The following is a 25853-nucleotide window of genomic DNA, read 5'->3' on the forward strand; positions in this document are numbered from 1 at the left end:
TCTTTCCCTGTTAAAAAATCAATGAGCGTGATGGAAACAATTAGGCTGGCATGGCTGCAATCACCGCTGCTCCATCCAGAACGGCCAAAGCTTCACCGTTTGGTTTGCACCAGTAGCCTTGAATTAATGAAGCCAGTTTGCTTGTCACAGCCGTGAAAGGCTGAATTTGATTAGGATCGCACCATTCAATTTCTTCAATTTTGCTAACGACTAGCCCCAGCGTTTTTGGTTTTGCATCTTCAGCCATTTGCAAAACAGCAACCGAATGAATTGACGTATGCGATTGTTGATACCAGGGAGTCAAACCGCCTAAGTGTCCAACATCGAGCATCCAAAGAATTTCGCCGCGCCAGTTGTAAATACCCATCACCCAACTGGGCAAATGGGGAATTGGCACGATTTGATGCGTTTCGATCGTCAAAACTTCTGCAAGCTGATGAACAGGCAGCAGCACGGTTGTTCCTGCCACAAGCTGTAGTCGCAAAAACTGTTCACTGCTGCCTGATTCTTCGATCGCAACTTCAATAGGTGCGGAGGTTGAATCAATAACGGAGACATCAGACATGAAGATATCGGACACGGATACATCAGCCATAGTTGCTTCAAACTAATTTTGAATGAGCTGTTTCACAGTGCGAACAAATTGTTCTTGATCGATCGGCTTTGGCAAATAGGCATCTGCGCCTTGCTTCATGCCCCAAAATTTATCCATCTCGCCTCCCTTGGTCGAACAAATCACAACTGGAATGTTGCTAGTGTCGGCTTCAGCCTTCAGCTTGCGGCAAACTTCAAATCCACTACAGCCCGGAAGGACAACATCCAAAACAACTGCATCTGGCTTTTGAGTTGTAGCAGTGGCGATCGCTTCTTCACCGCTTTGGGCAACCAAAACGTTCAGGCCACCCTGCTGCAAACAGTGAATTAAAATCTGCATATCGGTCATTGAATCTTCAACTACTAGCACGGTGCTCATGTCATTTCCTCCTAGAAACACAAATCAAACTATCAGACAAACTCGGTTTTGAGATACTTCTGAATCACGTTGAGAACAGCTTCAGCATCTAAAGGTTTTGTCAAAAAGTCAGACGCTCCTACAAAATTCGATCGCAGTCGATTGGCGTAGCCATCATTCCCCGTCAAGATGACAATTGGCGTTTGGTGAAACTGTGAAAGCTTCCGAAGCTGCTGACAAATTTCATACCCGTTGGCGTTTGGCATCACCAAATCCAAAAAGATCAAATCGGGTTTTTGAGCAATCAAAATGCCGATCGATCGCAGCGGATCGCTGATGCCCGTGAACTCATAGCCCGCAGAAGTTAGCAGCCCTTTCATCATGTTTTGCACCAAACTACTGTCATCAACGCAGGCAATCTTTGCTGCTTTTTTTTGAATCGATATGGATGGAGCTTCTAGGACATCTTGACGAAACAGCGGAACAGGAAAGTCAACCACCTGAATGAGTTCGACCCAACCCAACTGCACACAGGGCAGCAGCGAAGCCGCAACTTCAACGACATCTCGCTGCATCTGTGTTGCTAACTCATAAAGTGTGTGCTGACCGTTCAGGCGACTGCTCAAGCTTTGATAGAGCTTTGGCAGATGATTCCTCATCGGTTCTGCCTGCCGAATCAGCGGTGCTGTATGAGGAGAACAGCGATCGAGCTTGGCGGTTTGCCACGACTGCCAGCGCAATTGCGCTTCTTCGATCGCATCCGCAATACTGACAGAAACAGCTTCGGTGTCACCCAAAAATGCTGCTAGAGCAGGTAGCTTTGACTCTGGCTGAGTCTGTTCGGTGACAGTCCCAACTTGGGCGACATCGAACAAAATCTCGACCGCGATCGAGTGAATTAATTTCGCGGTTTGCTCATCTGTAATTTTTTGTTTTGCTCTCCATAAATTCAACAGCGCATACTCCCAGCCCATTCCAAATGATTCAGCCGCAAGATTGCCCAAATCGAAATACCAAAGCATTCGATGCCTTGCCATTTGCGGACAGTAGAGTGCTACGTTTCTTCGCCATCTTCTAACAGGATGCTCACCTCCTGTTGCATAGTAGATTCGTCCCTGTGATAGATAGAAGCTCCATTGCGATCCGGCTGAAGATGCTTGAAGGAGTTGCCCGCTAAATCGAACTGCTTCTAGCGTTTTGAGCAATTGACTTGATTTCAAATCAGAAAATCCTCGCACAGGAAATAACGCGATCGACTCAGAGCGATCGCAGCAACGAATTCGATGCACCAATACAAATGGTTCAGGTAGATCACGAAGCAGAACAGCTTGCAAACGATCGCGATTCGATGAACCTTTGATTGCGATCGCAGCGATGCACATTCAAACGCTGTCAAGCAATTCTTAGGCAGAAGTGCCGACAAACTAAAAGCTAAGCAGAGAATAAAACCTGGTAGATACAGTGCTTTGCGGAGCAGAAGCAACTGGAAAAGTGTACGGTTCAGCGGAACAGCAATCCTAGAAGGCCCTGTAGTAGCGGTAGATGGCTCTAGGTGAAACTCAGCACGATCGCTAAAGTAATCTAGCTGTTATATTGTGCTGCATCGATCGAGACTGTGCAACTCCTACCGTGCCAATTAACTCAGTCTTTTCAAAAATGAAATCTTGAAGAAGTTTAGGTAAATTCAACAATAGGCACAAATCGCCGCCTGAGCCGATCAAGGAATTTGTACGAATGTGCCTCAACTCGATCGCGGTGCAGCGATTCCCAAGAGCTATCGCGTGCTGCCTTTGACAATGCCCACTTCAGCATTGTTCATGCGGCATCTTTTGGTGTGGAAGAGCAGCCTCAGCCCGCCCAGTCTGACCTTGTGCCCCTGGAGTTGGGAAAGGTTTACGCGACAGTGCCTGTAGGGAATCCACCTAGCCAGCAGCAGAACCTCAACATTCCAGATAGCCTGACGGTGCGATAGGTGGAATCGACCTGGTACGCCCCCTTTTGCTGCACGCTCAAAATCATCTATCCCAACGGGCTGATGCATTTGATTTTCACCGCCGCGACTCCGGTGAGCGATCGCACGTCGCAAATCATCCAGTTCTGCATTCGCAACGACACCGAAGCAGACGCCAGCACCGAGTCAATTATTGCCTTCGATCGCCAAGTGGTGAATGAAGACAAAGTGGTGCTGGCGTCTACCGACTGCGACACGCCCCTGGATATCACTGCCGAGCAACACATGCCCTCAGATCAGCCAGGAATTATCATGCATCGCCAGTTAGCAGCCCTGATTAAAATTCAGGCGAAGTCGCAGGAAGAGGCTTGTTGCGCTGCCGAAGTGTAAGGGGCGATCGCTTTCCACCGCTGTCACCGTCAACCTCGAATCCTTGTATGCAAACTCTCATCGTTTCATGACCCCGATCGAGGAATTTACGTCGGGCTGGGAGCTACCGGATTTCACCGCTGCACGGATGCGCTGCTCCAAGGCTGTGCCCAACTGAGCGATCGCCACCAGCTTTGCTACCCACCTGCTTGAAACCCGCACTCAGCACCGTCTAGCTCAAGAACGCTACAGCATCAGTGCCGTCCAGCATCTTCACAATCTGGGCTGCTTGAGTCCGCGCACTTCTCTGGCTCACAGCGTCTGGATAGACGATGCAGACATTGCGCTGATCGCCACCACTGGGGCAACTTTGATACTCAATCCGGTGAGCAATCTGCGTTTGGGCAGCGGTTTAGCTCTTATTCTTAAGTGTCTGAAAGCAAGGCTGAATGTGTTCTTTGGCTGCGACGGGGCAGCGAGTAACGATGCTCAAAATCTGCTCGAAGCGATTAAGCTGGGCACGATTTTACATACGGTTTCTGATGGCGACTACGAAAACTGGATTACGCCTGAACGGGCGATCGAAATGGCAACAGTCGGAGGAGCAAAGGGCGTGAATTTGAGCGATCGCACTGGCACGATCGCGGCTGGAATGGAAGCCGACCTGGTACTCTATAACCTCAACCATCCCTCGATGCTGCCCCGCACAAATCCGCTGCAACTGTTGGTGCTGGGACGACCGACTGAAGTAGTTGAATCGGTGTGGATTCGGGGACAGCAAATTGCCGATCGAGGGCGAGTGCTGACGGTGGACACGGACGCTCTACATCAAGCGTTGAGACAGCATTCCTTAGATTTAGAACGTGCAAAGTTTCAGCATCGATTCGGTTGAATCTCCTTATTGAACGGTGATGCTGAGCAGCTAAGGTGAAATTGTTCCGCGTCATTGTCTCCACCGACTCTCGGCGAAGTTTATCGTCACCAACAACCTGACTCAAAATTCAACACATGGCACACAAAAAGCGTATGCCGTATGTTGGAAGATTGAGCAGTTTCAGCCTTGAAGTCAAATAAACAACGGGCATTGAAGCGTATCACTTGCCCTAACCTCCACCTGCGTAAGCCCTGGCACTATTGAAGAGGCATCTTACTTTGCTACCTGAACGTTCAGGCGAAGAAGGTTTCAATGTTGAGGCTTCCGGCAGCGATCGACTCCATGCCCGTAATATGAACGACCAGATCGTGGCGAGGTGAAAAATTTGCGCCTGAAGCCGTTCTGGAACGGAGACTACTATCATTGACAGCTAGGAAAGTTCGGCCTCTCCAAGTTAGAAATGCCGCTTCGTTGGCTCTGAGTGGTTGCTTGCCACGTCGTCGCTGATTCTTGTCTGCAAAAGCGGATTGAATCGCATCCCGCAGGCTACGAGTTCGTTGACGACCTGCATTGAATAAGCCGCTCGGTCGCTCGATCGAAGCCCAATTGCCGTCAAAATCAAGCTGGATGCGATCGCCCTCAGTCACATTGAAGTCCGTGATGCGATCGCGATTAATCACTGTAGAGTCACGTACTCTTGCCACGCCTCCCGTACTGTAGATAAAACGGTCTGCGCCAGTACCACCGCTCAAGGTGTCTCTGCCTGCGCTACCCACAAGGCGATCGTCTCCCCCATTGCCCAGCAGAACATCATTGCCCGCCATTCCCAGCAGAATATCCGCCTCATGACTGCCCTCAAGTGTGTCCGCTTGACTAGTTCCCCTTTGCATTTGTGGAAGTCGCGAAACAGGCGGGTGGTTGCTTAGATCAGGGCTGCCGCTGATGCTGAAGTTGCGATCGCCCAGATCGCTGCCAGTCGCGCTATCGCTGGTGCTACCATTGCCGGAACTGCCTGTGCTGCCACCTGGAGCGAAGTTATTATCGGCGATCGCGATTGCAAACACATCGCTGGCCGTTGCACCCGCGCTGTCCGTCGCGATGACCTTGACGCTGAGATGACTTGCACTTGCTTGGGGTGGTGTGCCGTTGAAGGTGCGTGTGTCCGCATCAAAGCTTAACCATTGCGGCAACGCATTGCCATTTACGAGCGTGGCGCGGTAGCTGAGGCGATCGTTTGCATCGTTATCCGCAAAGGTATCCGCCGCGATCGTGAAGCGGAAAGCGGTTGCTTCAGTAGCGGTCTGGTCGGCGATCGCTTGTCTGAGGAGTGGAGTTTGATTAGGGCGAATCGCGATCGCTGCACTGCCGCCAATGCCTTGGGTGGCAAAGACAAACATATCGATGCGGCCATTGGTGTCGCCGCCCACTAAATTGCTGGCCGTTGAGTAGAACACCACCGACTGCCCATCGGGAGCGATCATCGGTGCGTAAGAATCCCCGTTGCCTTGTGTTCCGTTGTCTGAGAGGCGAGTGAGGACTTCAGTTTGGCGATCGTATCTGAAAATATCGGTGCGATTGTTCGTGTCGCCCTCGACTAAGTTGCTGGCATCCGAGGCAAACGTGATGTAGCGTCCGTCGGCTGAAATCACCGGATCAAAAGAATTGGCATTGCCAAAATTTCCGGCTGCACTGGTCGAAACACCCGTTGTTTCTCCGGTTTGGCGATCGTGCACAAAAATATCAACTCGGCTGTTCGTATCGCCGACTGCCAAGTTGCTCGCTTCCGACTCAAACACCACATAGCGGCCATCCGCAGAGAGCATCGGATCAAGCGAGTCACGATTGCCGAACACCCCTTGGAAACTACGCGAAACCGCGCTGGTTTGCCCTGTGACGCGATCGAAGACAAACACATCATAGTGATTGTTTGTATCGCCGCTCACGAAGCTGTTGGTATTGGAGTGGAAGGCGACATAGCGACCATTACCGGAAATGTGGGGAAACCGAGACAGGCCATACCCTTGCTTGCCATTGGAATCGATCGAGACGCGAGTGGTTTGACGAGTTTCGCGATCGAAGACAAATACGTCGCGCTCAAAATTCGTATCGCCGCTTACCAAGTTGGACGCGAATGAGGAGTAAGCCACATAGCGGCCATCCGCCGAGATGGTTGTGCCATAAGAACCGCCATTGCCCTGAATGCCATTGGAGTCGATCGAAATGCGTGTGGTTTCTCCCGTTTGGCGATCGTGTACAAACGCATCGGCAACCTGATTGGTGTCGTTCTCAACGAGATTGTCGGCCTCCGACCAAAACGCGACATAGCGACCATCGGCTGAGATCGAAGGACTGTCAGAAAGCCTGTTGCTCTGGGTGCCATCGGAGGCGATCGAAACGCGAGTCGTCTGGAACGTTTCGCGGTCGAACACAAAAATATCGCGCTGATGATTGGTATCGCCAACGACTAGATCATTCGCGCTCGAAGCGTAGGTGACAAAGCGGCCATCGGCTGACAGTCCGGGTGTCGTTAATTCAGCGGTTGGATACCAATCACCCCTCGTTTGATTGCCACTGGGGTCAACTGAAATGCGGCTGACAAAATTGCCGTCTGAAACTGTGAAGTCAAAGCGATCGATTGACGCATCTGTGTGATTGAAATACGTAAGGTTGCCGCTGTTAATATCCGTTTGAGTAAAAGTGTCGTTGATTCCCAAGAGTCGATTATTGAGTCGCAATACACCACTGGCAGGCAAGCTAGTGAGTGTGTAAGTCAGTTGCTCAGGATCGCTGTCGGGATCACGCACCTGTAACATTTCACTCGTAATTCTTACGGCTCTACCTGTTTGCGCCAAGATGCTAACATTCGCCAAGGCGGGTGCGTCATTCACGCCGCTGATGTTGATGCTGCGGATGGCGAGCGAGCTATCCATCACCCCATCATTGACTTGAAATCGAATAGTTTGAACCGCAGTCGGACTGTCGTTGCTGCTGGCGTAAGTAATCGATCGCAGTGCCACTTGATAAGCACTGAGAGCAGCCAAACCTGTGAGCGTTAAAACTCCGGTTGTCTCGTCAAAACGCCCCGTAATTCCGTTTTGATCGGTAAAGTTGAGCTGTTCTTGACTGGAATAGTTTTCGATCGCAACAGTCGCACTGATCAGGCTATTACTATCTCCAGAAGTGATGCGAAGTCCGCTGTCAATGATGATAGCGGCTGCGTTCTCGGTATAGGAAAGTGGCGTACTCGAAGCAAGAATGGTTGCGCCATCGCGAACAGGTTGAATGGCGATCGATGCGCTACCAAAAATTGCACCCGCATCATAAACAAACGTGTCCAGTGATTCATTGGTATCTCCACTTACCAAATCACTTGACCAGGAGCCAAAAGCAATGTAACGACCATCCGCAGAAATGGTCGGGCTAGGCTCAGTAATCGGAGAAGTGCCAATATCCGTACTTTGAGTGCCCGTTGCAGTGACAGAAACGAGAGTGGTGCTTCCTGTGAGGCGATCGTGAACATACACGCCACCGCCGCCGCTTCTATCGTTGCCCACTAAGTTGCGAGCGGATGAGATGAAAGTAACATAGCGACCATCGGCTGAAATGCCAGGATTGGTCGAGTTACTATCTCCCGGTGTGCCATCCGAGGCGATCGAAACCCGTGAAGTTTCTCCGGTTTGGCGATCGTGAACAAAGATATCAGAGGAACCCCAAATCCGATCACCAGGCACAAGATTACTTGAATCCGACTCAAACGCAACGTAGCGACCATCGGCTGAAATTACAGACCTTAGCTCGGTAAATGAAAAAAACGCTGGCCGATTTCTTTGGCTGCCATCGGAGGCGATCGAAACGCGAGTAGTTTGTTTCGTTTGACGATCGTGAACAAACAAATCTGCAAGGCTGTTGGTGTCACCTTCAACCAGGTTGGTCGCAGATGAAGTAAACGCGATATAACGACCATCGGCAGAAATTGAAGCTCCAAAAGAGCTGTTGTTGGCTTGAATTCCATTTGTAGCGATCGAAACGCGCTCAGTTAATCCAGTGAGGCGATCGTAAACAAAAATGTCAGAAGAATTGTTGGTGTCGTCGCTCACAAAATTATTGGATGCGGATGAAAACACGACATAGCGACCATCCGCAGAAATGGCCGGATCGTCTGACCAGCTATTTCCTTGAACTCTACCTGCACCCGCTGAAACACGAGTGGTTTCTTTGGTTTGGCGATCGTGAACAAACACATCAATGCTTTGATTGGTATCACCACTCACCAAGTTGCTGGCAAATGATTCAAAGGCAATATAGCGACCATCGGCAGAAATAGAAGCGCGATAAGAGTTGTCATTGGTCTGAATTCCACCTGTGGCGATCGAAACCCGCTCGGTTTTTTCCGTTTCGCGATCGTGAACAAACAAATCTCGCCGATTGTTGGTATCACCCTCTACTAGATTGCTGGCAAGCGCATCGAACAACACATACCGACCATTTGCAGAAATTTGGGTGAGATAGTGGATATATGGGCTGCGCTCACTTTGGGAACCGTCGCTGGCAACCGAAACACGAGTCATCAGACCAGGGCTATCAGACACGACAAAGCTGAATTGGTCACTGATCGTATCGCTGCTGTTGTGCCAATAGGTGAGGCGACCATTGTTAATATCAGCTTGTGTGAAGGTGCTGCCAACTGCGATCGCATTGCCGTTGAACTTCAGCAAGCCTTCGTTCGGCAGGGCTGAGATTCGGTAAACAATTTGGGCAGAATTACTGTCATCACTCACCTGCAACATGGCGCTTGTAATGACGACTTCTTCGCCTTCATTAACAAAAATTTCAGCACTGGTTGTCAAACGAGGACGATCGTTCAAGCTGCTCATTTTGAATACCTAGGTAACGCACACAACCGAGACTGGTTTAGTTATATACGGTAGCAGGCTGATAAAGAATCGAGAATTTGCGGAAATTGTATGATGTTTCTACCTTGAAAAATTTTGGTTTAAGAAGATTTTGTAAAGCTGACAAGAAAGCTTTTTGAAAGGAAGATTAAGCTGCTATAAAGCGATCGCTTTGAGGCAAATCTAGCTTTGCTCTAAGCATCTATAGAAGAGCTTCGCAGTTTCACGGAGATTGCTCACTTCTCCTAATTTCTTCTAATAAATTAAGTGCGACAAGTGAAATAGTTTGTTGAAACAGATGAACCCGATCGCTCCCTCATCACCCGCTTGCTCAAGTTCAGACAGGTTAAAGTACATAAAAATTTGATGTTCGATGAAGTAAAACAGAGAGCATCGAATCTTTTAGAGCAAGCTGAAAATGTTTGCTACTGTCAATTCATTTTTCTGAGTGTTGTTACTAAATCACTTGCAGCAACGCCTCGCTGAGTTAAGAGGAATCAGTAGAAGTACGGTCATATTCTTGCGCTTTCAAGTTTACTTTCGATGTGATTTCTTTCTAAGTAAGTGAACGATGGCTGTCAAGCATCGCCCCGCCAAACGAAACCTGCTACGAGGCACCAAGAAAAACGATCGACTGCATGGAAAATCGAGCAACAATCAGCTATTTGGACTGCTCAGCAATGATGTTTAATCGGAGGCAAGGGCGATGATCTGCTCGATGGTGGGCAGGGAAAAGATCAGTTGAACGGCGGCCAAGGAAATGATACTTATCTAATTGACTATGCAGGCGATCGCATTGTCGAACAAGCCAACCAGGGAATTGATACCGTCCGCTCAACTGTAAGCTGGGTGCTGAGCGCAAATCTGGAAAACTTAGTGCTCAGCAGTACAAACAACATTAATGCAACCGGAAATGCGCTCGACAATACGCTAGTTGGCAATGCTGGCAATAATATTTTGAGCGGCGGTGGTCACGATTTGCTCAATGGGGGTGCGGGCAATGACATCTTGCAAAGCAGTGGGGGCGCGGCTGGAGAAATTGACACGCTCACAGGTAATAGCGGCGCAGATCTGTTCATCCTGGGAACGACAGCAGGAGCACTGTATAACGACACCCATTCTGCTACAGCAGGAACGGGTGACTATGCGCTGATTACAGACTTCAGCGCGATCGAAGACCTGATTCAACTGCACGGATGGCAAACCGACTACACACTCGCCGCCAGTCCCACAGGTTTACCCACCGGAACGGCAATCTATCGCGTTGTGCCCACAGGCCAACTCAACGAACTGATCGCGATTCTGGGCAACCGCACGATCGCGACCGTACCTTTTTTGCGGATAAATTCAATTTTGTCTACGAATTAGACGGAGGTTTTTTGCTTTGACCAGACGCCGCGATCGTCTTCTTCATACTGCTGATGCACAGCATCCCAAGCGGCACGTTCTGCTTTTGCTTCGTCGCTATCTTCTTTTAAGGCGGCGTTGTAGCGATCGATAAAAGTTTGTTGCGCTGCTTCAGATAGGTGCGATCGCACTTCGGGTGCAAGCTGGCTAGCGTCGGTAATTTCACCTTGGCCTTGACGAGGTAAAGCGGATTCGAGCGTGGAAACTTCTTCACCGCCAGTGCTTTCCAGCAGCAGTTGAATTTCGCCTGTTTTGTTGCTTGGCGTTTCCACCATGAGTAGAAAATCGCCCGCTTCTACGCGAGTTTGATAGATGGCAGCTTTGTCTTCTGGCATTCCCAAGGCGACAAAGGCCGACACCAATCCGGCTCCGGCTGAACCTGCGATCGCACCGCTGGCCGCACCCAGCAGCAACGCGCCAATCGGTCCTGCTGCAACGATCGTGCCGACGAACGGTACAAACAGCACGCCCACGCCAGTCAGCAGACCTAAGATGGAGCCAAAGAACGAGCCGAACGCCGCGCCCTGCTTCAATCCACCGAGAATCACGTCGCGTTTGGTGATGAATCCGGCGATGCGGGTTTCGCTGTGAAAATTTTTGCCGATAACCGAGATATGGTCGCGAGAAATGCCGCGATCGATGAGGCGGCGAATGACATCATCAATTTGATTGCGCTCTTTGAAAACAGCAGAGACAGTGCGTTCTGGCGCTTCGACAGACGAATTAAGGTTGCGATCGGTGTCACCAGCAACGGTCATACAGTTCTCCTAAAATGCGATTTTGCTAATCAAATGCGAGCAGTTTAACTGTAGCAAAGGTAACAAATAGGAATAGAGTTACATCGTTCTCAAGGATGATTCAGGTCGTTTCATAAGTTGTTTTACAGGTCTTTTCATCAGTGCTTCGAATGACAGTAGTTAACAGAACTTAACCTATCAAAAGGCAGGGGCCAGAGCATTCCTTTTGATTGAACACCCGCCCAACTGCGATCGCTACGATGAGGGCATAACAAATAAAACTTTTGTTATCCAACTTTGAGGATTTGAGGAAAAAAACAATGCAAACTCAAGAAAAGCGCTCTAGCACCGATCTACCTCCTGTTGCTTCTGAATACAATGGCGTCGATCGCAATGCCTTTTTGTTCGGATGGACTCCCCAAGCTGAACTGTGGAATGGCCGTCTAGCCATGATCGGTTTCACTGCCTATCTGCTTTGGGATTTGGCTGGTTACAGCGTCCTGCGTGACGTGCTGCATCTAGTTTCCTATGCAGTTGGCCGCTAATCCTTTCGCCTTTTGAAAAATGCTTCCCTGGGTAGGATGTACCGAGGGAAGCATTTTTATACGCTGACAATTAAATCAGTAGCAATGCTGTTGGTATTTACGCTGCAATTTTATTTGAGGAAAAAAGATGGCGTTGAAGCTAACGGTTCCTAGTATGACGAGCGAAGATGTGGCAAAGTCGATCGTGGAAACGATTAAAACCACTGAACCCGATGCCAAAGTGGATGTGGATTTGGATGCAAAAACGATCACGATCGAATCTGCTGCATCCGAGGAAACCATGAAACAGTTGATCACAGCGACGGGACATTCGATCGAGTAATTTTCACCTTTCAATTGAATTTAAGAGCAGCCTTGCAAAGTTATCAGGGCTGCTTTTTTTAATGGCAATAGATTTCTAGCGGATGGAAGGGGCGATCGAGCCTCACCAAATCTTCATTTTAGCTAGACAACATTTACGAGAAAAAACGGATACTTCAAGCAGATAGTTTTGGGTATTTTCGGATCAAACCACAACATCTGAAAATCGCTTGAGAGCTTTTATGTCTTATTCACGCGCTTTGCAAATCGTGCTTTCAATGACTCAGAACTGGCTGAACCTCCTTGTTGAAAACCCAAATTTTTTTAGTGTATTTACACAGGCGTTTGGCAACGGAATCGATCGCGCTGAAGTCGAGGCGATCGTGTGGCGATGGCGAATTGGTGATTTGAGTGATTGGCCTGAGATTAAAGTTTTGACTGAAAATCCCTTTGAACGGGCAAGCGGCGGGTACGTCGAAAGCACCAACACAATCTATCTCCATCTGCCCAAAGAAGCTTATGAAGATCCCTGGACTCATACAATTGCAACTGACGAAGTTCTTTTAGAAGCGGTTGGTCATTTTCTTGATGCCCAATTAAATGCCACTGATTCTCCCGGTGATGAGGGTGCAATCTTTTCTGCGCTTATGCGAGGGGAAGTCTTAAGTGAAAGGCGACAGCAGCAACTAAGGGCAGAAGACAGCAGATTGACCCTCGTGCTTGATGGTCAACCTGTTTCAATCGAGCAAGCGAATCTTGAAGGGCGCGATGATGCTGACGATAAGCTCATCGGCTCTATTACTGCTGATTATCTGCGAGGTTACGCAGGTAATGATCGCATTTCCTCTCAGGAAGGTAATGACATTATCGATGGAGGTGAGGGGGACGATCTCCTTGTTGGTCATGCCGGAGACGATACTCTTTTCGGAGGCGACGGAATTGATGAAATTCATGGTGGCGATGGAAATGACACGATCGATGCTGGAGCGGGTGATGAGAAGTGGATTCTAGGTGGCAAGGGCAACGACACCATTTACACAGGCGACGGAGATGATGTTGGTATGGGCGAAGCCGGAGATGACGTCATATTTGGTGGAAATGGTTGGGATACCCTCTTTGGTGGTGATGGTGATGACACTCTTTACGGCGGCGACGGTTATGACGTTCTCTACAGTGAAGCAGGAAATGACACTTTGATTGGAGGATCTGGAAGAAATAATCTTATTGGAGGAGAAGGAAACGACACCTATATAATCGGTGACTCTAACGAGAGCAGCGTTATTATTTTCGATGCTGCTGGTACTGATACTCTACAGTTCGCAAATGTTTCTCCGGTTCCAAGACTCCTTGCTCCTGGTGTGATGGGGTTCTACCGCTCTGCTGAATCTTTGGTAATAGACTCCAATCAAAATGGCGAGGCAGATGGCGATGTTGTATGGATTACTCGCTTTTTTGCTGACTCAATTACCAATTCTCCTGGTGTTGGTTTTATTGAAACCATTGGCGATTTTTCTGGTACTGATATTCTCAAACTCAACTTCTCTAGAATTGTTCTTGGAGGTGACAAAGACGATGCTCTCTCTGGAAAAGCAACCAATGACACGCTAATCGGTGGAGCGGGAGACGATCGCCTCAATGGTGGAGGCGGAAACGACACAATTAGCGGTGGAACAGAAGCAGATCTGATTGTTGGCGGCACAGGAGCCGATTTGCTGACAGGTGGAGAAGGCGCAGATGATTTTCAGTTTGGTGATGTTTCTCGTAGCAGAACGAGATCGACCGGACGGATGAGCATCGATCGCATCACTGATTTTGAGCGTGGCGAAGACTCGATCGTATTGAGCAGATCCGCTTTTGGCAATGTGAAGCGATCGGATTTCAAGCGGGTGAACACGATCGCGCAGGCGCGAAACAGCACTGCCGAAATCACCTACATTCGGAAAACAGGCGCACTGTTTTACAACCAAAATGGAGCCGCAAAAGGATTTGGATCGGGTGGTCAGTTTGCCGATCTAACGGATGGATTGCGGCTGACGACGAGTGATTTTTCGATCGCTCGATAAAGTTCAATGTTGTTAGAAGCAGCGCGATCGATCTGCGAAAAATCGATCGCACTGTTGATTAGTTTTAGGGATTGCGATCGCGTCGCGCTCCCGGAACGGTATCGAGCGGAATGCGTTTAGTCAGAAGCCGCATGAACTCACCAGGATTCGGCGTTGGCAGCAACCGACTCCACTCGTTGAACTGCACAATTCCCGCTTGGTGCAGCCGATGCACGAAGATGTTCACCACTGTTCGCGACCCCACTGCCAGCACCCGCAGCACTTCCGGGTCATCGACGGGCGGCAAAAACTCGGCTCTTGGTGGCGGCGCGTGCCTGTGTTGCATGGACTTGATGCTGGGGTTGGGCAGGCTGATGAACGACACGTCCTCATCCAACGTTTCATCCTCCAAGTCTTCATCGTCCATGCAGTCTTCATCGTTCATGCAGGTTTGCGGCATGAATTCTGGCATGATTGTTGCTCCTATTTTTGTGTATGGGAAAGAAGCAGAGAACCAGTCAAACATGACTGGATTCTCTGCACCACACCTCACACACGAAGCCGCCTCACTGAAAACAGCAAGAGCGGCTAGCGGAGTACAATCAGGCTAGCCTTCAAGCTGGAGTGATCAGTTTTGAGGGTTAGTCCTTCGGGGGTGCTGGATACACTTTCCCGAAGGACGTGGTTCTAGCCTCGTGAGCTAAGAGTGATGCTTGAGCCTACAACGGCTAGAAAAATTTTGCAAGAGGGTGAGTTGATCAATTTGAATGCTGTTGCGATCGCCGCTCAATTGCAACTCAAAAATAGCAATGCGATCGACAATTTTTAATGCGATCGATCGATTTGTTTCAATGGGATAATCGATGCACGAAATGAATTTCTGGCGCATTGTTCAGATGAAAATTCACTCAGTTGCAATTTGATGATTCACATTCGTCCGACGACAACGGCTGACATTGAAGCTTGCGGTCAAATTATTTTTGATGCGTTTCAAGATTTTGCCGATCGCTACGGCTTTCCCTCGGAATTTCCCACCCTGAAATTTTCGATCGACGTTGCCAAATTTGGCATTCAAGACCCACAGGTTTACAGCATCGTGGCAGTGGAGGGCGATCAAATTGTCGGCGTCAATTTTCTCGACGCCTGCAATCCGATCTACAGCGTGGGGCCGATCGCCGTCGCGCCCGATTGTCAAAAGCGCGGCATTGGGCGACTGCTGATGGAGGCGGTTTTGGAGCGCGGCAAAGGTGCGATCGGGATTCGGCTGACGCAAGATACCGTCAACGCGGCCACGCTGTCTCTCTATCCCGCTGTCGGATTTGACATTCAAGAACTGCTGGTTTTAGTAACGGGCAAGCCCAAAAGTCCGCCGACTGCCGAAATCGAAGTGCGCGACTTGACGCTGGACGATCTCGCAGCCTGTGGCGAACTGTGTCAGCAAATCTATGGATTCGATCGCACCGGGGAACTGAAGCGCGGCATTGCATTGGGCTTTTTCAAACCGATCGTCGCCCTGCGAAACAACCGCATCACCGCCTACGCCACGACGTTTGAACTGTGGGGGCACGGCGTCGCCCAAACCGAAATCGACATGCAGGCACTCCTTTTGGCAGCAGGCGATCGCAGCCCGAATCCGCTGACGTTCATTTTGCCGACTGTGCCCGGAAGCTGGTATCGCTGGTGTTTGCAAGAAGGCTTTCGCGTGATCAAGCCTGTGACGCTGATGTCGATCGGAGTTTATCATCGGCCTCGCGGCGTTTATTTTCCTTCAGCGGCTTATTAGGTGTCGGGGGCGTGTTTGCAAAGCGCTAGCAGAAGCGGAAAGTCTAGGGTCGATCCCCCTAAATCCCCCTTGAGAACCCGGACTTTGAGCGGTGGTTCGACTCCCTCCTTGCTAAGGAGGGCTGGGGAGGATCGATGGCTGTTAATACACCCTAGAAGTTAGGACGATCGCGCGATCGCAGTCGGTGCGCCGAAGATGGGACTGGGATCAAGTCCGGTGATCTGCTGAAATTGGGCGGGGGTGATTGTGCTAGCGATCGATCCGGCGTCCCAACCTTTGAGTTTGTCGTGAACCTGCTTGAGAAAAGCCAAGCCGCGCACAAGCGGAACGGCTGCCCAGCCATCGACCAAAGTTTCAACGAGGGCAAGCTCGATCAGGGGCAGCGGATAGCTGTGCAGCAGCGCATCGAGACAGGGAACAAACTGCACCTCGTCCTGTCCGGCAAGCTGGTAGCTGCTGACGATGTGCTTCACACGCTGTCGATCGATTTGTTCGCGAATGCTCATGAACGGCTTCAGCCCTAAATGTGGCGTTGAGATTTCTACGATTAAAGCATCAATTGATTGCTGTGCTTTTTCAAATTTGGAGCAGTTAAGCATTCGTTACAGCCCGATCGCGCCGTTTTGAGGGTTCAGACCGCAATTCGATCGCTTTTAAGCGCAAATGGCGAGACGGCGCGATCGTCAAACCGCGCCGCACAGGTTCGATCGGGCGATCGCTTGCCAGCGCAAAACGGCGATCGCGCAGCAGCGTTGCTAACACTAACTTCATTTCATAAAGGGCAAACGCCAAGCCGATGCAGCGGCGATCGCCACCGCCAAACGGCAAGAATTCATAAGGTGAAAATTGACGTTCCAAAAAGCGATCGGGGCGAAACTGTTTCGGATTGGCGAACACCGATTTGCGCTGGTGAGCAAGATAGATGGAGGGAATGATCACCGTGCCGACGGGCAAATCGTAACCGTCGATCGTCATGGGCTGCTTGACCACGCGCGGAAACGCATTGATGGCGATCGGATAGAGCCGCAGCGTTTCCTGACAAACCGCATTCAGGTAGGGCAGTCGGGCGATGGCGGCGGGTTCAGCTTCGGCTGGCAGCGCATTGAGTTCAGCTAACAGCTTGGTTTGCACGTCGGGCAATTTGTGAATCCAGCAGAGCGCCCAAGCGATCGCGGAAGCCGTCGTTTCGTGTCCGGCAAACAGCAGCGTCAGCAGTTCATCGCGAATTTCGCGATCGCTCATCGGCTGACCTTCGCCATCTTTGGCGGCAAGCAGCAGCGAGAGAATATCTTCGCGATCGGCAGATTGCGATCGACGAGTCTGTTCCAGCAGCGCTTTGCGATCGGCAATTTCGGCATAGAGGAGGCGATCGATCTGAGCGCGGCGGCGCAAAAATTTTCCCCAGGGACTCCACGCGCCCCAGTCCTGCTGCAACTTGGGATAGAACAGCAAAAACGAACTGAGGGGCGAATTAAATGTTTCGAGCAAATCGCTGAGCAGTTGCCGCAGTTGCTCAAATCGTTCTCCTTCGTGCAGGCCAAATACAGCGGTGAGAATCACCCGCAGCGAAATTTCTTGAACCGCAGGCCGCACGGCAAACGCTTGATTTAGCTCGTACTGCTGCATCACCTGCCGCGTCAGGTCGATCATCAGTTGCCCGTAGGCTCGCATTCGATCGCCATGAAACGGCGGCATCAAAAGCTGTCGCTGTCGCTGATGCGGTTCACCGCCCAGCAAAATCAGCGAAAATTCACCCAGCAGCGGCAGCAACACGCGATTGCTCTCGGACGAATCAAGCTGGTTCGCTCCTGCGGTAAAAATCGTTTGCAGCGCAGTCGGACTGCTGAAGTAGATCAGCGGCGGCTCCTGCTTGCCCAACGCGCGAAAGCAATCGCCAAACTGCTGCGATCGCGCATCCAGCACATCGATCGGGCGCAAAATCCAGTTGATCGTTTGCAGAAAAGCTGGCGTCGAGGAACCGTTAGGAAGCCGCATCGCGTTTATCCGGTGGAGAGCAGATTTCTATTATCGCAAATAGGTTTTGGGGTGAAGGGACACGAGATCTCGCGTCTTTACTGGGTGAGGGGTGAGCCGACACCCGACACCTTAGTCTGGCGGCAATTGCACGCTGAAGCTGCCGTCGGGCTGCGGCACGATTTGGCCGCCAAGCTGCTGAATGCGATCGATCGCGGTTTGGCGAGTGCGATCGTCCGGTGCACTGCCCAGCACAAGCACCCATGCGCCAATTTGTGCCTGTCTGCTGTCGGGATTGCGATCGAGCGTTTGCGCGGTTTGTTCTGAAAGGCGGGCGACGTTTTCGGCTTCTGGCAGGCCAGAGGCTCGCGCCCATTCTGCCGCTTTCAAAAACGACTGGCGGGCGGCTTGGGCATCACCGAGAAACAGCAGTTCATCGATCGCTTTGTTGCGCCAAACGTAAAAAGAACCGGGGGGAATCGTCGGCGTCATCGACTGCAAGCCTTGGTTCATCAGCGCGATCGATCGCTCTGGCTGGGCAGCAAACAGCGCAGTGCTGCTCGACAAAAATGGATAGGTCTGCAAGAAGCGGGGATCGCGATCGATCACCACGTCAAAAAATTCGGGACTGAGGCGATAGTCAGTGGCAAGTCGAGCAGGCTGGTCGCCGAAATACTGCAAAAAACTTAAGAACGTCCAGTCTGCCACCAAATTGTCAAAGCCAAACGTCGGCGCTTTTTCTAACAGATTCAGCCGTGCAGTTTGAATAATTGTGTCGCGCTGAATTTGGGCGGGGTTGGGCGTTTCACTGGCCGCTTGAATCTGACGCAGCAGCGGCAATTGCAGCAGCACGATCGCCACCACGCCCAAAACGACGAGTCCAACTGTGATGAAGGGCGCGATCGATCGCGCCTGCCGAGTCAAAGTCATCCCCCCTCTCCTTCCCAATTGGACGACAATTCAGTGATGATTCGATCGCTGCCTGGGTACTCTCTAGCATAATTGCCCCGTCCTCAATTTGAGGATGTCTCAACCTGCCAGCCGGGATGCTAGCAGATCGCTTTTGGAAAGGAAATGATGACTACCACTTTTGTTGATGTCCTCGATGGTTACTGGCAGTATGTGCAGCAGCGCTGTCCGCAAGTCACGCCCGCCCAAATTGAAGCGACGATCGCCACTGCCGCCACGACACGCTGGGACGAGCCGGAAACCGCAGTTGAATTCAACAATATTGCCGTCTTGTCGCTGATCGAAGCGGAACAGTGTGACGATCCGCTGATGCGATCGATGCAGCTTGAAATGGCGATCGCCGCGTTGGAAGAAGGTGAGGCGGTTGCTTCGCAGTCCGGAGATAGCGGCCACCCGCTTTGCGCGGCGCATTTGGCCATTGTCCGCAGGCTGACGGGCGACCTCACCGGGGCAACACAGGCCGCATTTGGCAGCTTGATCAACGGCTTGCCTGCTGCCTGCCTGAATTCGCCCGCTCCGCTCGGTTTGATCTATCTGCCTCCCGCTGCCGTGGAAAGCGATGTGCTGCTGCATCTGCTGCAAGCCTCGGACGGTTCGATGCAGGCGCAGCAGTTGCTCGCTGAAGTGCTGACGCGATCGCAGCTTGCCTTTTACAACAGCAACGGCCTCAGATTTTTGCAGCTTGCCGCTCAACTGCTGCCCGCCTCGTTTGACGTGCAGCTAAGGCTGGGCTTGGCGAAACTCAATCACCACCACTGGGAAGGAATTTGGCATCTCCAGCAGGCACATCAAATCGCAAGCGATCGCCCCAACGTTTTGCAAGCGCTTTGGCTGGTCTATCAGCATCAGCCGGAAGTGGCTCAGGTTTGGCGAGAAATGGCGCGATCGATCGCAACGGACGAACTGGCGTGGCACTGGGCGAACTATCCAGCCGATCGCTTCACGATTGTCCCGTTTGACAATTTGGGGCTGGCGATCGAACCGAGTTTTGAGAGCAAAGTGACGAGCGTTTTGATTGCCGAGGGCGATTGGTTTGAAGCGGAACTGGAATTTTGGCGCGACAGTTTGCAACCGGGAATGACCGTGATTGATGTCGGCGCAAACGTCGGTGTTTACAGCTTCAGTGCGGCACAAAAAGTCGGTAAATCCGGGCGCGTGTTCGCGATCGAACCGTTCTCCACTTGCGTTCAGCTTTTGCAGCAAACCTGTCAGCTTAATCAGCTTACTCAAGTAATCGTGTGTGCAGGCGCGGCCAGCGATCGCAACGGCGAAGCCAAACTCGCGCTTCATGCCGCCAGCGAACTGAATGAAATTGTCACTGACGACACGAGCGATCGCCCCACCGAGACAATCGCCTGCTTCACGCTCGACAGTTTGCTCGACAGGCACCAGCTTCAGCGCGTGGACTGGCTGAAAATCGATGCCGAAGGCCACGAGATGCAGGTTTTGCAAGGCAGCGATCGCCTGTTGCAGCAGTTCCAGCCCGCCATTCTTTACGAAAATATTGGCGGCACCAAAGGCAGCAATTTAGCAGTGGCCGACTATTTGCGATCGATCGGCTATCAGCTTTTCCGCTATCAGCCCTTCCTGAAAAACCTCGTTCCGCTCAGCGATCCCGCTGATTTTGCCGATAGCCTCAACATCATCGCCCTGCCGCCAGCCCATTCCTGACCGGACGCGATTGACTCGGCCACTCGCGCCAAATTGCGGTAGGGTAAACTCATGATTTTTCCTGACTTTGCTCAATTTGCCGCGATTGCTTCCCAGGGAAATTTCGTCCCGGTCTATCAAGAATGGGTTGCCGATCTCGAAACTCCAGTGTCCGCCTGGTACAAGGTTTGTGCCGGACAGCCCTACAGCTTTTTGCTGGAATCAGTTGAGGGTGGTGAAAAGATTGGCCGCTACAGCTTTTTGGGCTGCGATCCACAGTGGGTGCTGGAGGCACGGAGCGATCGCGCTACACAAACGCACCGCGATGGCACAACCCAGGTTTTTGAGGGCGATCCCTTCGCTGCCCTCAGCGCTTGCCTGGAGCCATATCACCCGGTCAAGCTGCCAAATCTGCCGCCCGGAATCGGCGGACTGTATGGCTTTTGGGGCTATGAACTGATTTCATGGATCGAACCTCGCGTTCCCGTTTATGCGCTGACTGCCGACGATCCACCGGATGGCCTGTGGATGCAGATCGATCAACTGCTAATTTTTGATCAGGTGCAGCGGAAAATCTGGGCGATCGCCTATGCTGACCTGCGGAATCCCGCAGTGGATTTGCAGCAGGCGTATCAGCAAGCTTGCGATCGCGTTGATCAAATGGTCGCCAAGCTTCAGTTGCCTTTGTCGGGACGCGACACGGTGCTGGAATGGACGCCGCCCTCGAGCAGCGATCGTCCCCCCGTTCAGTACACCAGCAATACGACGAAAGAAGAGTATTGTGCGAATGTCGATCGCGCCAAAGCCCTGATTCGCGCTGGAGACATTTTTCAGGTCGTGATTTCGCAGCGGCTTTCGACTGAGTATCGTGGCGATCCGTTTGCCTTGTATCGATCGCTCCGACTGGTCAACCCCTCGCCCTACATGGCCTATTTCCACTTTCAAGACTGGCAGATCATCGGGTCGAGTCCGGAAGTGATGGTGAAGGCGGAGCATTTAGGTGAAGCGGATCTAACGGCGACCGTGAGGCCGATCGCCGGAACAAGGCCACGCGGCAAAACCAATTCGGAAGATGCTGCCTACGCTGCCGATTTGCTGCAAGACCCAAAAGAAATTGCCGAACACGTGATGCTGGTCGATTTGGGACGCAACGATCTCGGTCGCGTCTGTACGAGCGGTACGGTGACGGTCGATGAACTGATGGTGATCGAGCGCTATTCGCACGTCATGCACATCGTCAGCAACGTGATCGGCAAGCTGGGAGCGGGTAAGACGGCTTGGGATCTGCTCAAGGCTTGCTTTCCCGCCGGAACGGTCAGCGGCGCACCGAAAATTCGCGCAATGGAAATCATTCACGACCTGGAACCTTGTCGGCGCGGCGTTTATTCCGGCGTCTATGGCTACTACGACTTTGAAGGGCAGTTGAATACGGCGATCGCCATCCGCACAATGGTCGTTCGCACTCAGCCCGACGGTTCTCACTTGGTCAGTGTTCAGGCTGGGGCCGGACTGGTCGCCGATTCGCAGCCGGAACTGGAATATCAAGAAACGCTCAACAAAGCCAAAGGAATGCTCGAAGCCATTCGCTGTTTGGGGTCATGATCGGCGGCTGCTTGTGTGGCGCGGTGCGCTATCGCGTGACGGGTGAACCGAAAGCGATCGCTCACTGTCACTGCCGGATCTGCCAGCGATCGAGCGGAGCCGCCTTTGTGACTTGGGCAACCTATGCGCCGGAGCAGGTCGAGTGGACGCAGGGCAAACTGAAGATCTTTGCGTCTTCCGAAAATGCCGATCGCGGCTTTTGTCCAAATTGCGGCACTCCGATCGCCTTTTTCACATTTGAGAACCGCAGCGATCGCCGTGAACTGAGTGAAATTGATTTGACGGTATGCAGCCTCGATCGACCAGACAGCCTAGCGCCGCAATTTCACATCTGGACAAGCAGTCAGAGAAAGTGGATTCATTTGCATGATTTGCTACCGCATCATCCAGAAGATGCCTAGCGATCGAACTCAATCACTTGCCGCCTGCATTTCACCGCACAAGCGCGATTTAAAAGTCGGTGGTATCCTATCAAAGACAGAGCGCTAAAGTTCAAGTGTTCTGATTGTTCGAGCTAGCGACCGGATGCAACTGCCTACTTTTGAGCAAATTTCCGCTGCATTCTCCTCACCTGTTCTCGATCGCTGTGATGATTCGGCGGTTGTCGGCGCTCGCTGCTAACTTCACCCCTCGATCGCTATGCTCGCCTTTGTCGAATTTTTCATCAAGCGGCCAGTCTTCTCAACGGTTTTTGCGCTGATTGTGCTGCTGCTCGGTGCGATCAGCATTCCGACCTTGCCGATCGCTCAGTTTCCCGAAATCGCGCCGCCGACCGTCACCGTCACTTCGATCTACACCGGAGCGGATGCCGAAGCGGTCGAAAGCAGCGTCACGAACATCCTGGAGCGCGAAATCAACGGCGTACAGGGCTTGCGCTACATGACATCCAGCAGCAGCAACAGCGGCACGAGTACGATTACAGCCACGTTTGACAGTACGCGCAACGTCGATTTGGCCGCTGTGGATGTGCAAAATCGCGTTTCGGTCGCGCAGCCGCAACTGCCACAATCCGTGCAGCGAACCGGAGTCGTCGTCAACAAAGAATCAAGCAATTTTCTGATGGCGATCGGGCTGTTTACCGAAGACGATCGCTATGACCCGATTTTTCTGAGCAACTACACGGATCTCTACATTGCCGATGCGATCAAGCGAATTCGCGGCGTCGGCAACGTGATCATCTTTGGCGAACGCCAGTATGCGATGCGGATGTGGCTCGATCCGGCGCGACTCGCCAGCCGCAGTCTAACACCGCAAGATGTCGTCAACGCCCTCAATTCGCAAAATTTGCAGGCCGGAATCGGACGATTAGGTCAGCAGCCCGCCGACAGCGAGCAGCTTTTTCAGCTTGATTTGCGGGCAGAAAGTCGGCTCAAAGATCCGGCTGAGTTTGAAGAAATTGTGCTGCGTACCGAGGCAGACGGCACATTGATTAAGTTCAAAGATGTCGGACGGGTGGAACTGGGCGCGGAAGATTACAATTCGTTTTTGCGCTTTCGCGGTAAAGAAGCCGTCGGATTGGGAATTACGCAGCTACCGGGCAGCAATGCGCTGGAAACGGCTGAAGCCGTCAAAGCAGAACTGGAGCGGCTGAAAGGCACTTTTCCACCGGGCTTGGAATATCGGATCGCCTTTGACACAACGGCATTTGTGGAAGTGTCGATCGAAGAATTGGTCTACAACCTGTTCGTTTCGATCGCCCTCGTCGTTCTGGTCATCTTCGTCTTTCTACAAGACTGGCGCACCACGCTGATTCCGTTCATCACCATTCCGACCACGCTGATCGGCACGTTCGCCTTTGTCAAACTGTTTGGCTTTTCGCTCAACATTCTGACGCTGTTTGGCCTCACCTTGTCTACAGGTTTGGTCGTGGATGACGCGATCATCGTCGTCGAAGATGTCAGCCGCAAAATTCAGGACGGCATGAGTCCCAGACAGGCGGCGATCGAATGTATGCGCGAACTCGCCAGCGCGATCGTCGCCACGTCACTAGTGCTGATTGCCGTCTTCGTTCCGGTCGCCTTTTTTCCCGGCACAACGGGCGCGATCTACCGCCAGTTCGCCCTGACGATCGCGTTTGCCATCTTCGTTTCCAGTACGCTTGGCTTGACACTGACGCCTTCGCTGTGCGCCTTGATTTTGCGGCGAGGACAGGAAACAGGCGGACTGTTGGGCAGAGTGTTCGATCGCTTCAATCGCGGCGTGGACTGGACAAGAGAGCGGTATGCCCGCTTGCTCGGCGGACTGGTGCGGTTCAAGTCGATCGTCGTCGGTCTGTTCATCGTCTCGCTTGGCCTCACCGCCTGGCTCTATACCAGCGTCCCGACCGGATTTTTGCCCGAAGAAGACCAAGGCTATTTCATTACGGTCGTCCAAGCTCCCGAAGGCGTGTCGCTCAGCTACACCGATCGCGTCATGCGCCAGATCGAGCAGGAGTTGCTGAGCCTGCCGGAAGCAGTCGGCGTGTTTACGGTTGGCGGCTTCAGCTTGGGCAGCGGCAACACGGCCAACAGCGGCGTTGTCTTCACCACGCTGACGCCTTGGGCAGAACGGACACGCCCGGATCAATCGGTGCAGGCGATCGTCGGCAAGCTGTTCGGCGCATTTTCGCAAATCACCGATGCCCGCGTCTTTCCCATCAATCCGCCTGCCATTCAAGGCTTGGGCAACTTTGGCGGCTTCACGTTTCAACTGCAAGACCGTCGGGGCAACAGCGACATCAATTCTCTGGTGCAGGCGATGGGGCAAATGCTCGGACAGGCGAATCAAAATCCAGACTTGCAGGCGGTGTTTAGCACCTACGCCGCCAGCACGCCGCAAATGCTGGTCGAAGTGAATCGCGACGCTGCCGAAGCATTGCAGGTGTCGATCGAAGATATCTTCTCAACGCTGCAAACGGCGATCGGGTCGGAATACGTCAACGACTTTACGCTGGGAACCCGCAACTATCGCGTTTATGTGCAGGCCGATCAAGCATTTCGATCGAAACCCGAAGATGTCGGCCAGCTTTATGTGCGATCGGCCAGAGACGAAATGATTCCGCTCAGCAGTTTGGTGACGCTGACGCCGCGAACCGGAGCGCAAACGATCAACCACTACAACCTGTATCGATCGGTCGAAATTAACGGCACTCCCGCCATCGGATCGAGTTCGGGAGATGCGATCGCCGCAATGGAAAGTGTCGCCGCGCAAGTGCTGCCGCAAGGATTCGGCTATGAATGGTCGGGCACATCGCTGGAAGAAATCGAATCGGGTGGACAGGCTCCCCTCATTTTTGGTTTGGGAATTGTCTTCGTCTTCCTCGTGCTGGCGGCACAATATGAAAACTACATCGACCCGCTGATCATTCTGCTGGCCGTGCCGCTGGCTGTCTTTGGAGCGCTGATTACGCAGTCGATGCGCGGCTTAGTGAATGATGTCTATTGCCAGATCGGACTGGTGATGCTGATTGGCTTGGCAAGCAAAAACTCGATTTTGATTGTGGAGTTTGCCAATCAGCTTCGCGAAACCGGACTGCCAACGGTCAAAGCGGTCGTCCAAGCTTCGCAAGAACGTCTCCGCCCGATTTTGATGACTTCGTTTTCGGCTTTGGCGGGCAACATTCCTCTCCTTGTTGCAACCGGAGCCGGAGCCGGAAGCCGCCTTTCGCTCGGTACAGCCGTGACGGGCGGACTAGTCGTCTCGACCTTCCTCAGCTTGTTTGTCGTCCCAATTCTCTACATCGTGATTTCTGGACTGCGCGATCGCTTCAGCAAACGCTTTGGTGCTCGTCCCCAAGCATAAGTGCCCAAACACAAGTGAAAGATGAC

The 25853-nt window shown here is 52.0% G+C and carries 21 protein-coding genes; 12 read left to right on the forward strand and 9 right to left on the reverse strand.

The window, feature by feature from the left end:
* Positions 1–40: 40 nt before the first annotated feature.
* From H6F67_RS21490 to H6F67_RS21500, 3 genes are read right to left on the reverse strand one after another with little or no spacing between them, the layout of a single operon-like run.
* Positions 41–595 (reverse strand): chemotaxis protein CheW, encoded by a 555-nt coding sequence (locus tag H6F67_RS21490; protein ID WP_242020746.1) that lies wholly within the window; start codon positions 593–595, stop codon positions 41–43.
* Positions 596–607: 12 nt separating this feature from the next.
* Positions 608–973, reverse strand: a complete 366-nt coding sequence (locus H6F67_RS21495) for a response regulator transcription factor (protein WP_190768695.1) — start codon at positions 971–973, stop codon at positions 608–610.
* 32 nt (positions 974–1005) lie between these two features.
* Positions 1006–2172: a response regulator gene (locus tag H6F67_RS21500; RefSeq protein WP_206753929.1), complete on the reverse strand. Its 1167-nt coding sequence runs from the start codon at positions 2170–2172 to the stop codon at positions 1006–1008.
* 614 nt (positions 2173–2786) lie between these two features.
* Here H6F67_RS21500 and H6F67_RS21505 point away from each other — a divergent pair.
* The 3 genes from H6F67_RS21505 to H6F67_RS21515 all read left to right on the forward strand — a co-directional run bounded on the left by H6F67_RS21505 (position 2787) and on the right by H6F67_RS21515 (position 4164).
* Complete coding sequence (locus H6F67_RS21505; RefSeq protein ID WP_190768697.1) at positions 2787–2924, forward strand: hypothetical protein; 138 nt, start codon at positions 2787–2789, stop codon at positions 2922–2924.
* Positions 2925–3293, forward strand: a complete 369-nt coding sequence (locus H6F67_RS21510; RefSeq protein WP_190768698.1) for a hypothetical protein — start codon at positions 2925–2927, stop codon at positions 3291–3293.
* A 160-nt stretch (positions 3294–3453) separates the two neighbouring features.
* A complete protein-coding gene (locus H6F67_RS21515; protein WP_313926889.1) occupies positions 3454–4164 on the forward strand; it encodes an amidohydrolase family protein in 711 nt (236 codons plus the stop codon).
* 275 nt (positions 4165–4439) lie between these two features.
* On the opposite strand, the gene H6F67_RS21520 is transcribed toward H6F67_RS21515, so the two are convergent.
* A complete protein-coding gene (locus H6F67_RS21520; RefSeq protein ID WP_190768699.1) occupies positions 4440–9020 on the reverse strand; it encodes a cadherin-like domain-containing protein in 4581 nt (1526 codons plus the stop codon).
* Positions 9021–9779: 759 nt separating this feature from the next.
* On the opposite strand from H6F67_RS21520, the gene H6F67_RS21530 reads away from it, so the two are divergent.
* A complete protein-coding gene (locus H6F67_RS21530; protein ID WP_190768700.1) occupies positions 9780–10406 on the forward strand; it encodes a calcium-binding protein in 627 nt (208 codons plus the stop codon).
* Here H6F67_RS21530 and H6F67_RS21535 read toward each other — a convergent pair.
* Complete coding sequence (locus H6F67_RS21535; protein WP_190768701.1) at positions 10403–11203, reverse strand: ChaB family protein; 801 nt, start codon at positions 11201–11203, stop codon at positions 10403–10405. The two genes, H6F67_RS21530 and H6F67_RS21535, sit on opposite strands and share 4 nt — an antisense overlap.
* Positions 11204–11502: 299 nt before the next feature.
* Between H6F67_RS21535 and H6F67_RS21540 the strand changes: the two genes are divergently transcribed.
* The 3 genes from H6F67_RS21540 to H6F67_RS21550 all read left to right on the forward strand — a co-directional run bounded on the left by H6F67_RS21540 (position 11503) and on the right by H6F67_RS21550 (position 14090).
* On the forward strand, positions 11503–11727 hold the full coding sequence (locus tag H6F67_RS21540) for a chlorophyll a/b-binding protein (protein ID WP_190768702.1): 225 nt from the start codon (positions 11503–11505) through the stop codon (positions 11725–11727).
* A 127-nt stretch (positions 11728–11854) separates the two neighbouring features.
* Complete coding sequence (locus H6F67_RS21545) at positions 11855–12049, forward strand: cation transporter (RefSeq protein ID WP_190768703.1); 195 nt, start codon at positions 11855–11857, stop codon at positions 12047–12049.
* A 220-nt stretch (positions 12050–12269) separates the two neighbouring features.
* Complete coding sequence (locus tag H6F67_RS21550) at positions 12270–14090, forward strand: calcium-binding protein (RefSeq protein ID WP_190768704.1); 1821 nt, start codon at positions 12270–12272, stop codon at positions 14088–14090.
* Between the two features lie 64 nt (positions 14091–14154).
* Here the strand turns inward: H6F67_RS21550 and H6F67_RS21555 are convergent, their stop codons facing one another.
* Positions 14155–14541 carry a hypothetical protein gene (locus H6F67_RS21555; RefSeq protein WP_190768705.1) on the reverse strand — a complete coding sequence of 129 codons (387 nt, stop codon included), beginning with the start codon at positions 14539–14541 and terminating at the stop codon, positions 14155–14157.
* 450 nt (positions 14542–14991) lie between these two features.
* Between H6F67_RS21555 and H6F67_RS21560 the strand changes: the two genes are divergently transcribed.
* Positions 14992–15852 (forward strand): GNAT family N-acetyltransferase, encoded by an 861-nt coding sequence (locus H6F67_RS21560; protein ID WP_190768706.1) that lies wholly within the window; start codon positions 14992–14994, stop codon positions 15850–15852.
* A 158-nt stretch (positions 15853–16010) separates the two neighbouring features.
* Here the strand turns inward: H6F67_RS21560 and H6F67_RS21565 are convergent, their stop codons facing one another.
* The 3 genes from H6F67_RS21565 to H6F67_RS21575 all read right to left on the reverse strand — a co-directional run bounded on the left by H6F67_RS21565 (position 16011) and on the right by H6F67_RS21575 (position 18756).
* Positions 16011–16358, reverse strand: a complete 348-nt coding sequence (locus tag H6F67_RS21565; RefSeq protein ID WP_190768707.1) for a hypothetical protein — start codon at positions 16356–16358, stop codon at positions 16011–16013.
* 85 nt (positions 16359–16443) lie between these two features.
* Positions 16444–17847 (reverse strand): cytochrome P450, encoded by a 1404-nt coding sequence (locus H6F67_RS21570; RefSeq protein ID WP_190768708.1) that lies wholly within the window; start codon positions 17845–17847, stop codon positions 16444–16446.
* A 111-nt stretch (positions 17848–17958) separates the two neighbouring features.
* Entirely contained in the window at positions 17959–18756 is a 798-nt protein-coding gene (locus tag H6F67_RS21575; protein ID WP_190768709.1) for a hypothetical protein, read from the reverse strand.
* A 144-nt stretch (positions 18757–18900) separates the two neighbouring features.
* Between H6F67_RS21575 and H6F67_RS21580 the strand changes: the two genes are divergently transcribed.
* The 4 genes from H6F67_RS21580 to H6F67_RS21595 all read left to right on the forward strand — a co-directional run bounded on the left by H6F67_RS21580 (position 18901) and on the right by H6F67_RS21595 (position 25827).
* Complete coding sequence (locus tag H6F67_RS21580; protein ID WP_190768710.1) at positions 18901–20466, forward strand: FkbM family methyltransferase; 1566 nt, start codon at positions 18901–18903, stop codon at positions 20464–20466.
* A 51-nt stretch (positions 20467–20517) separates the two neighbouring features.
* Complete coding sequence (locus H6F67_RS21585) at positions 20518–22047, forward strand: anthranilate synthase component I family protein (protein ID WP_190768711.1); 1530 nt, start codon at positions 20518–20520, stop codon at positions 22045–22047.
* Entirely contained in the window at positions 22044–22448 is a 405-nt protein-coding gene (locus H6F67_RS21590) for a GFA family protein (protein ID WP_190768712.1), read from the forward strand. The genes H6F67_RS21585 and H6F67_RS21590 overlap by 4 nt, the downstream gene beginning before the upstream one ends.
* A gap of 238 nt (positions 22449–22686) precedes the next feature.
* Complete coding sequence (locus H6F67_RS21595) at positions 22687–25827, forward strand: efflux RND transporter permease subunit (protein ID WP_190768713.1); 3141 nt, start codon at positions 22687–22689, stop codon at positions 25825–25827.
* The last annotated feature ends 26 nt before the right edge of the window (positions 25828–25853 follow it).

Origin of the sequence: Microcoleus sp. FACHB-1515 (assembly GCF_014696105.1) — a bacterium.
GTDB lineage: Bacteria > Cyanobacteriota > Cyanobacteriia > Elainellales > Elainellaceae > JAAUTJ01.

What these genes read in the sequence shown, in the direction of transcription:
- H6F67_RS21555 (WP_190768705.1), bottom strand. Translation starts at nt 14,541, where the DNA reads ATGCCAGAATTCATGCCGCAAACCTGCATGAACGATGAAGACTGCATG.
- H6F67_RS21535 (WP_190768701.1), bottom strand. Translation starts at nt 11,203, where the DNA reads ATGACCGTTGCTGGTGACACCGATCGCAACCTTAATTCGTCTGTCGAA.
- H6F67_RS21520 (WP_190768699.1), bottom strand. Translation starts at nt 9,020, where the DNA reads ATGAGCAGCTTGAACGATCGTCCTCGTTTGACAACCAGTGCTGAAATT.
- H6F67_RS21590 (WP_190768712.1), top strand. Translation starts at nt 22,044, where the DNA reads ATGATCGGCGGCTGCTTGTGTGGCGCGGTGCGCTATCGCGTGACGGGT.
- H6F67_RS21550 (WP_190768704.1), top strand. Translation starts at nt 12,270, where the DNA reads ATGTCTTATTCACGCGCTTTGCAAATCGTGCTTTCAATGACTCAGAAC.
- H6F67_RS21495 (WP_190768695.1), bottom strand. Translation starts at nt 973, where the DNA reads ATGAGCACCGTGCTAGTAGTTGAAGATTCAATGACCGATATGCAGATT.
- H6F67_RS21545 (WP_190768703.1), top strand. Translation starts at nt 11,855, where the DNA reads ATGGCGTTGAAGCTAACGGTTCCTAGTATGACGAGCGAAGATGTGGCA.
- H6F67_RS21540 (WP_190768702.1), top strand. Translation starts at nt 11,503, where the DNA reads ATGCAAACTCAAGAAAAGCGCTCTAGCACCGATCTACCTCCTGTTGCT.
- H6F67_RS21580 (WP_190768710.1), top strand. Translation starts at nt 18,901, where the DNA reads ATGATGACTACCACTTTTGTTGATGTCCTCGATGGTTACTGGCAGTAT.
- H6F67_RS21565 (WP_190768707.1), bottom strand. Translation starts at nt 16,358, where the DNA reads ATGAGCATTCGCGAACAAATCGATCGACAGCGTGTGAAGCACATCGTC.
- H6F67_RS21585 (WP_190768711.1), top strand. Translation starts at nt 20,518, where the DNA reads ATGATTTTTCCTGACTTTGCTCAATTTGCCGCGATTGCTTCCCAGGGA.
- H6F67_RS21490 (WP_242020746.1), bottom strand. Translation starts at nt 595, where the DNA reads ATGGCTGATGTATCCGTGTCCGATATCTTCATGTCTGATGTCTCCGTT.
- H6F67_RS21570 (WP_190768708.1), bottom strand. Translation starts at nt 17,847, where the DNA reads ATGCGGCTTCCTAACGGTTCCTCGACGCCAGCTTTTCTGCAAACGATC.
- H6F67_RS21575 (WP_190768709.1), bottom strand. Translation starts at nt 18,756, where the DNA reads ATGACTTTGACTCGGCAGGCGCGATCGATCGCGCCCTTCATCACAGTT.
- H6F67_RS21560 (WP_190768706.1), top strand. Translation starts at nt 14,992, where the DNA reads ATGATTCACATTCGTCCGACGACAACGGCTGACATTGAAGCTTGCGGT.
- H6F67_RS21595 (WP_190768713.1), top strand. Translation starts at nt 22,687, where the DNA reads ATGCTCGCCTTTGTCGAATTTTTCATCAAGCGGCCAGTCTTCTCAACG.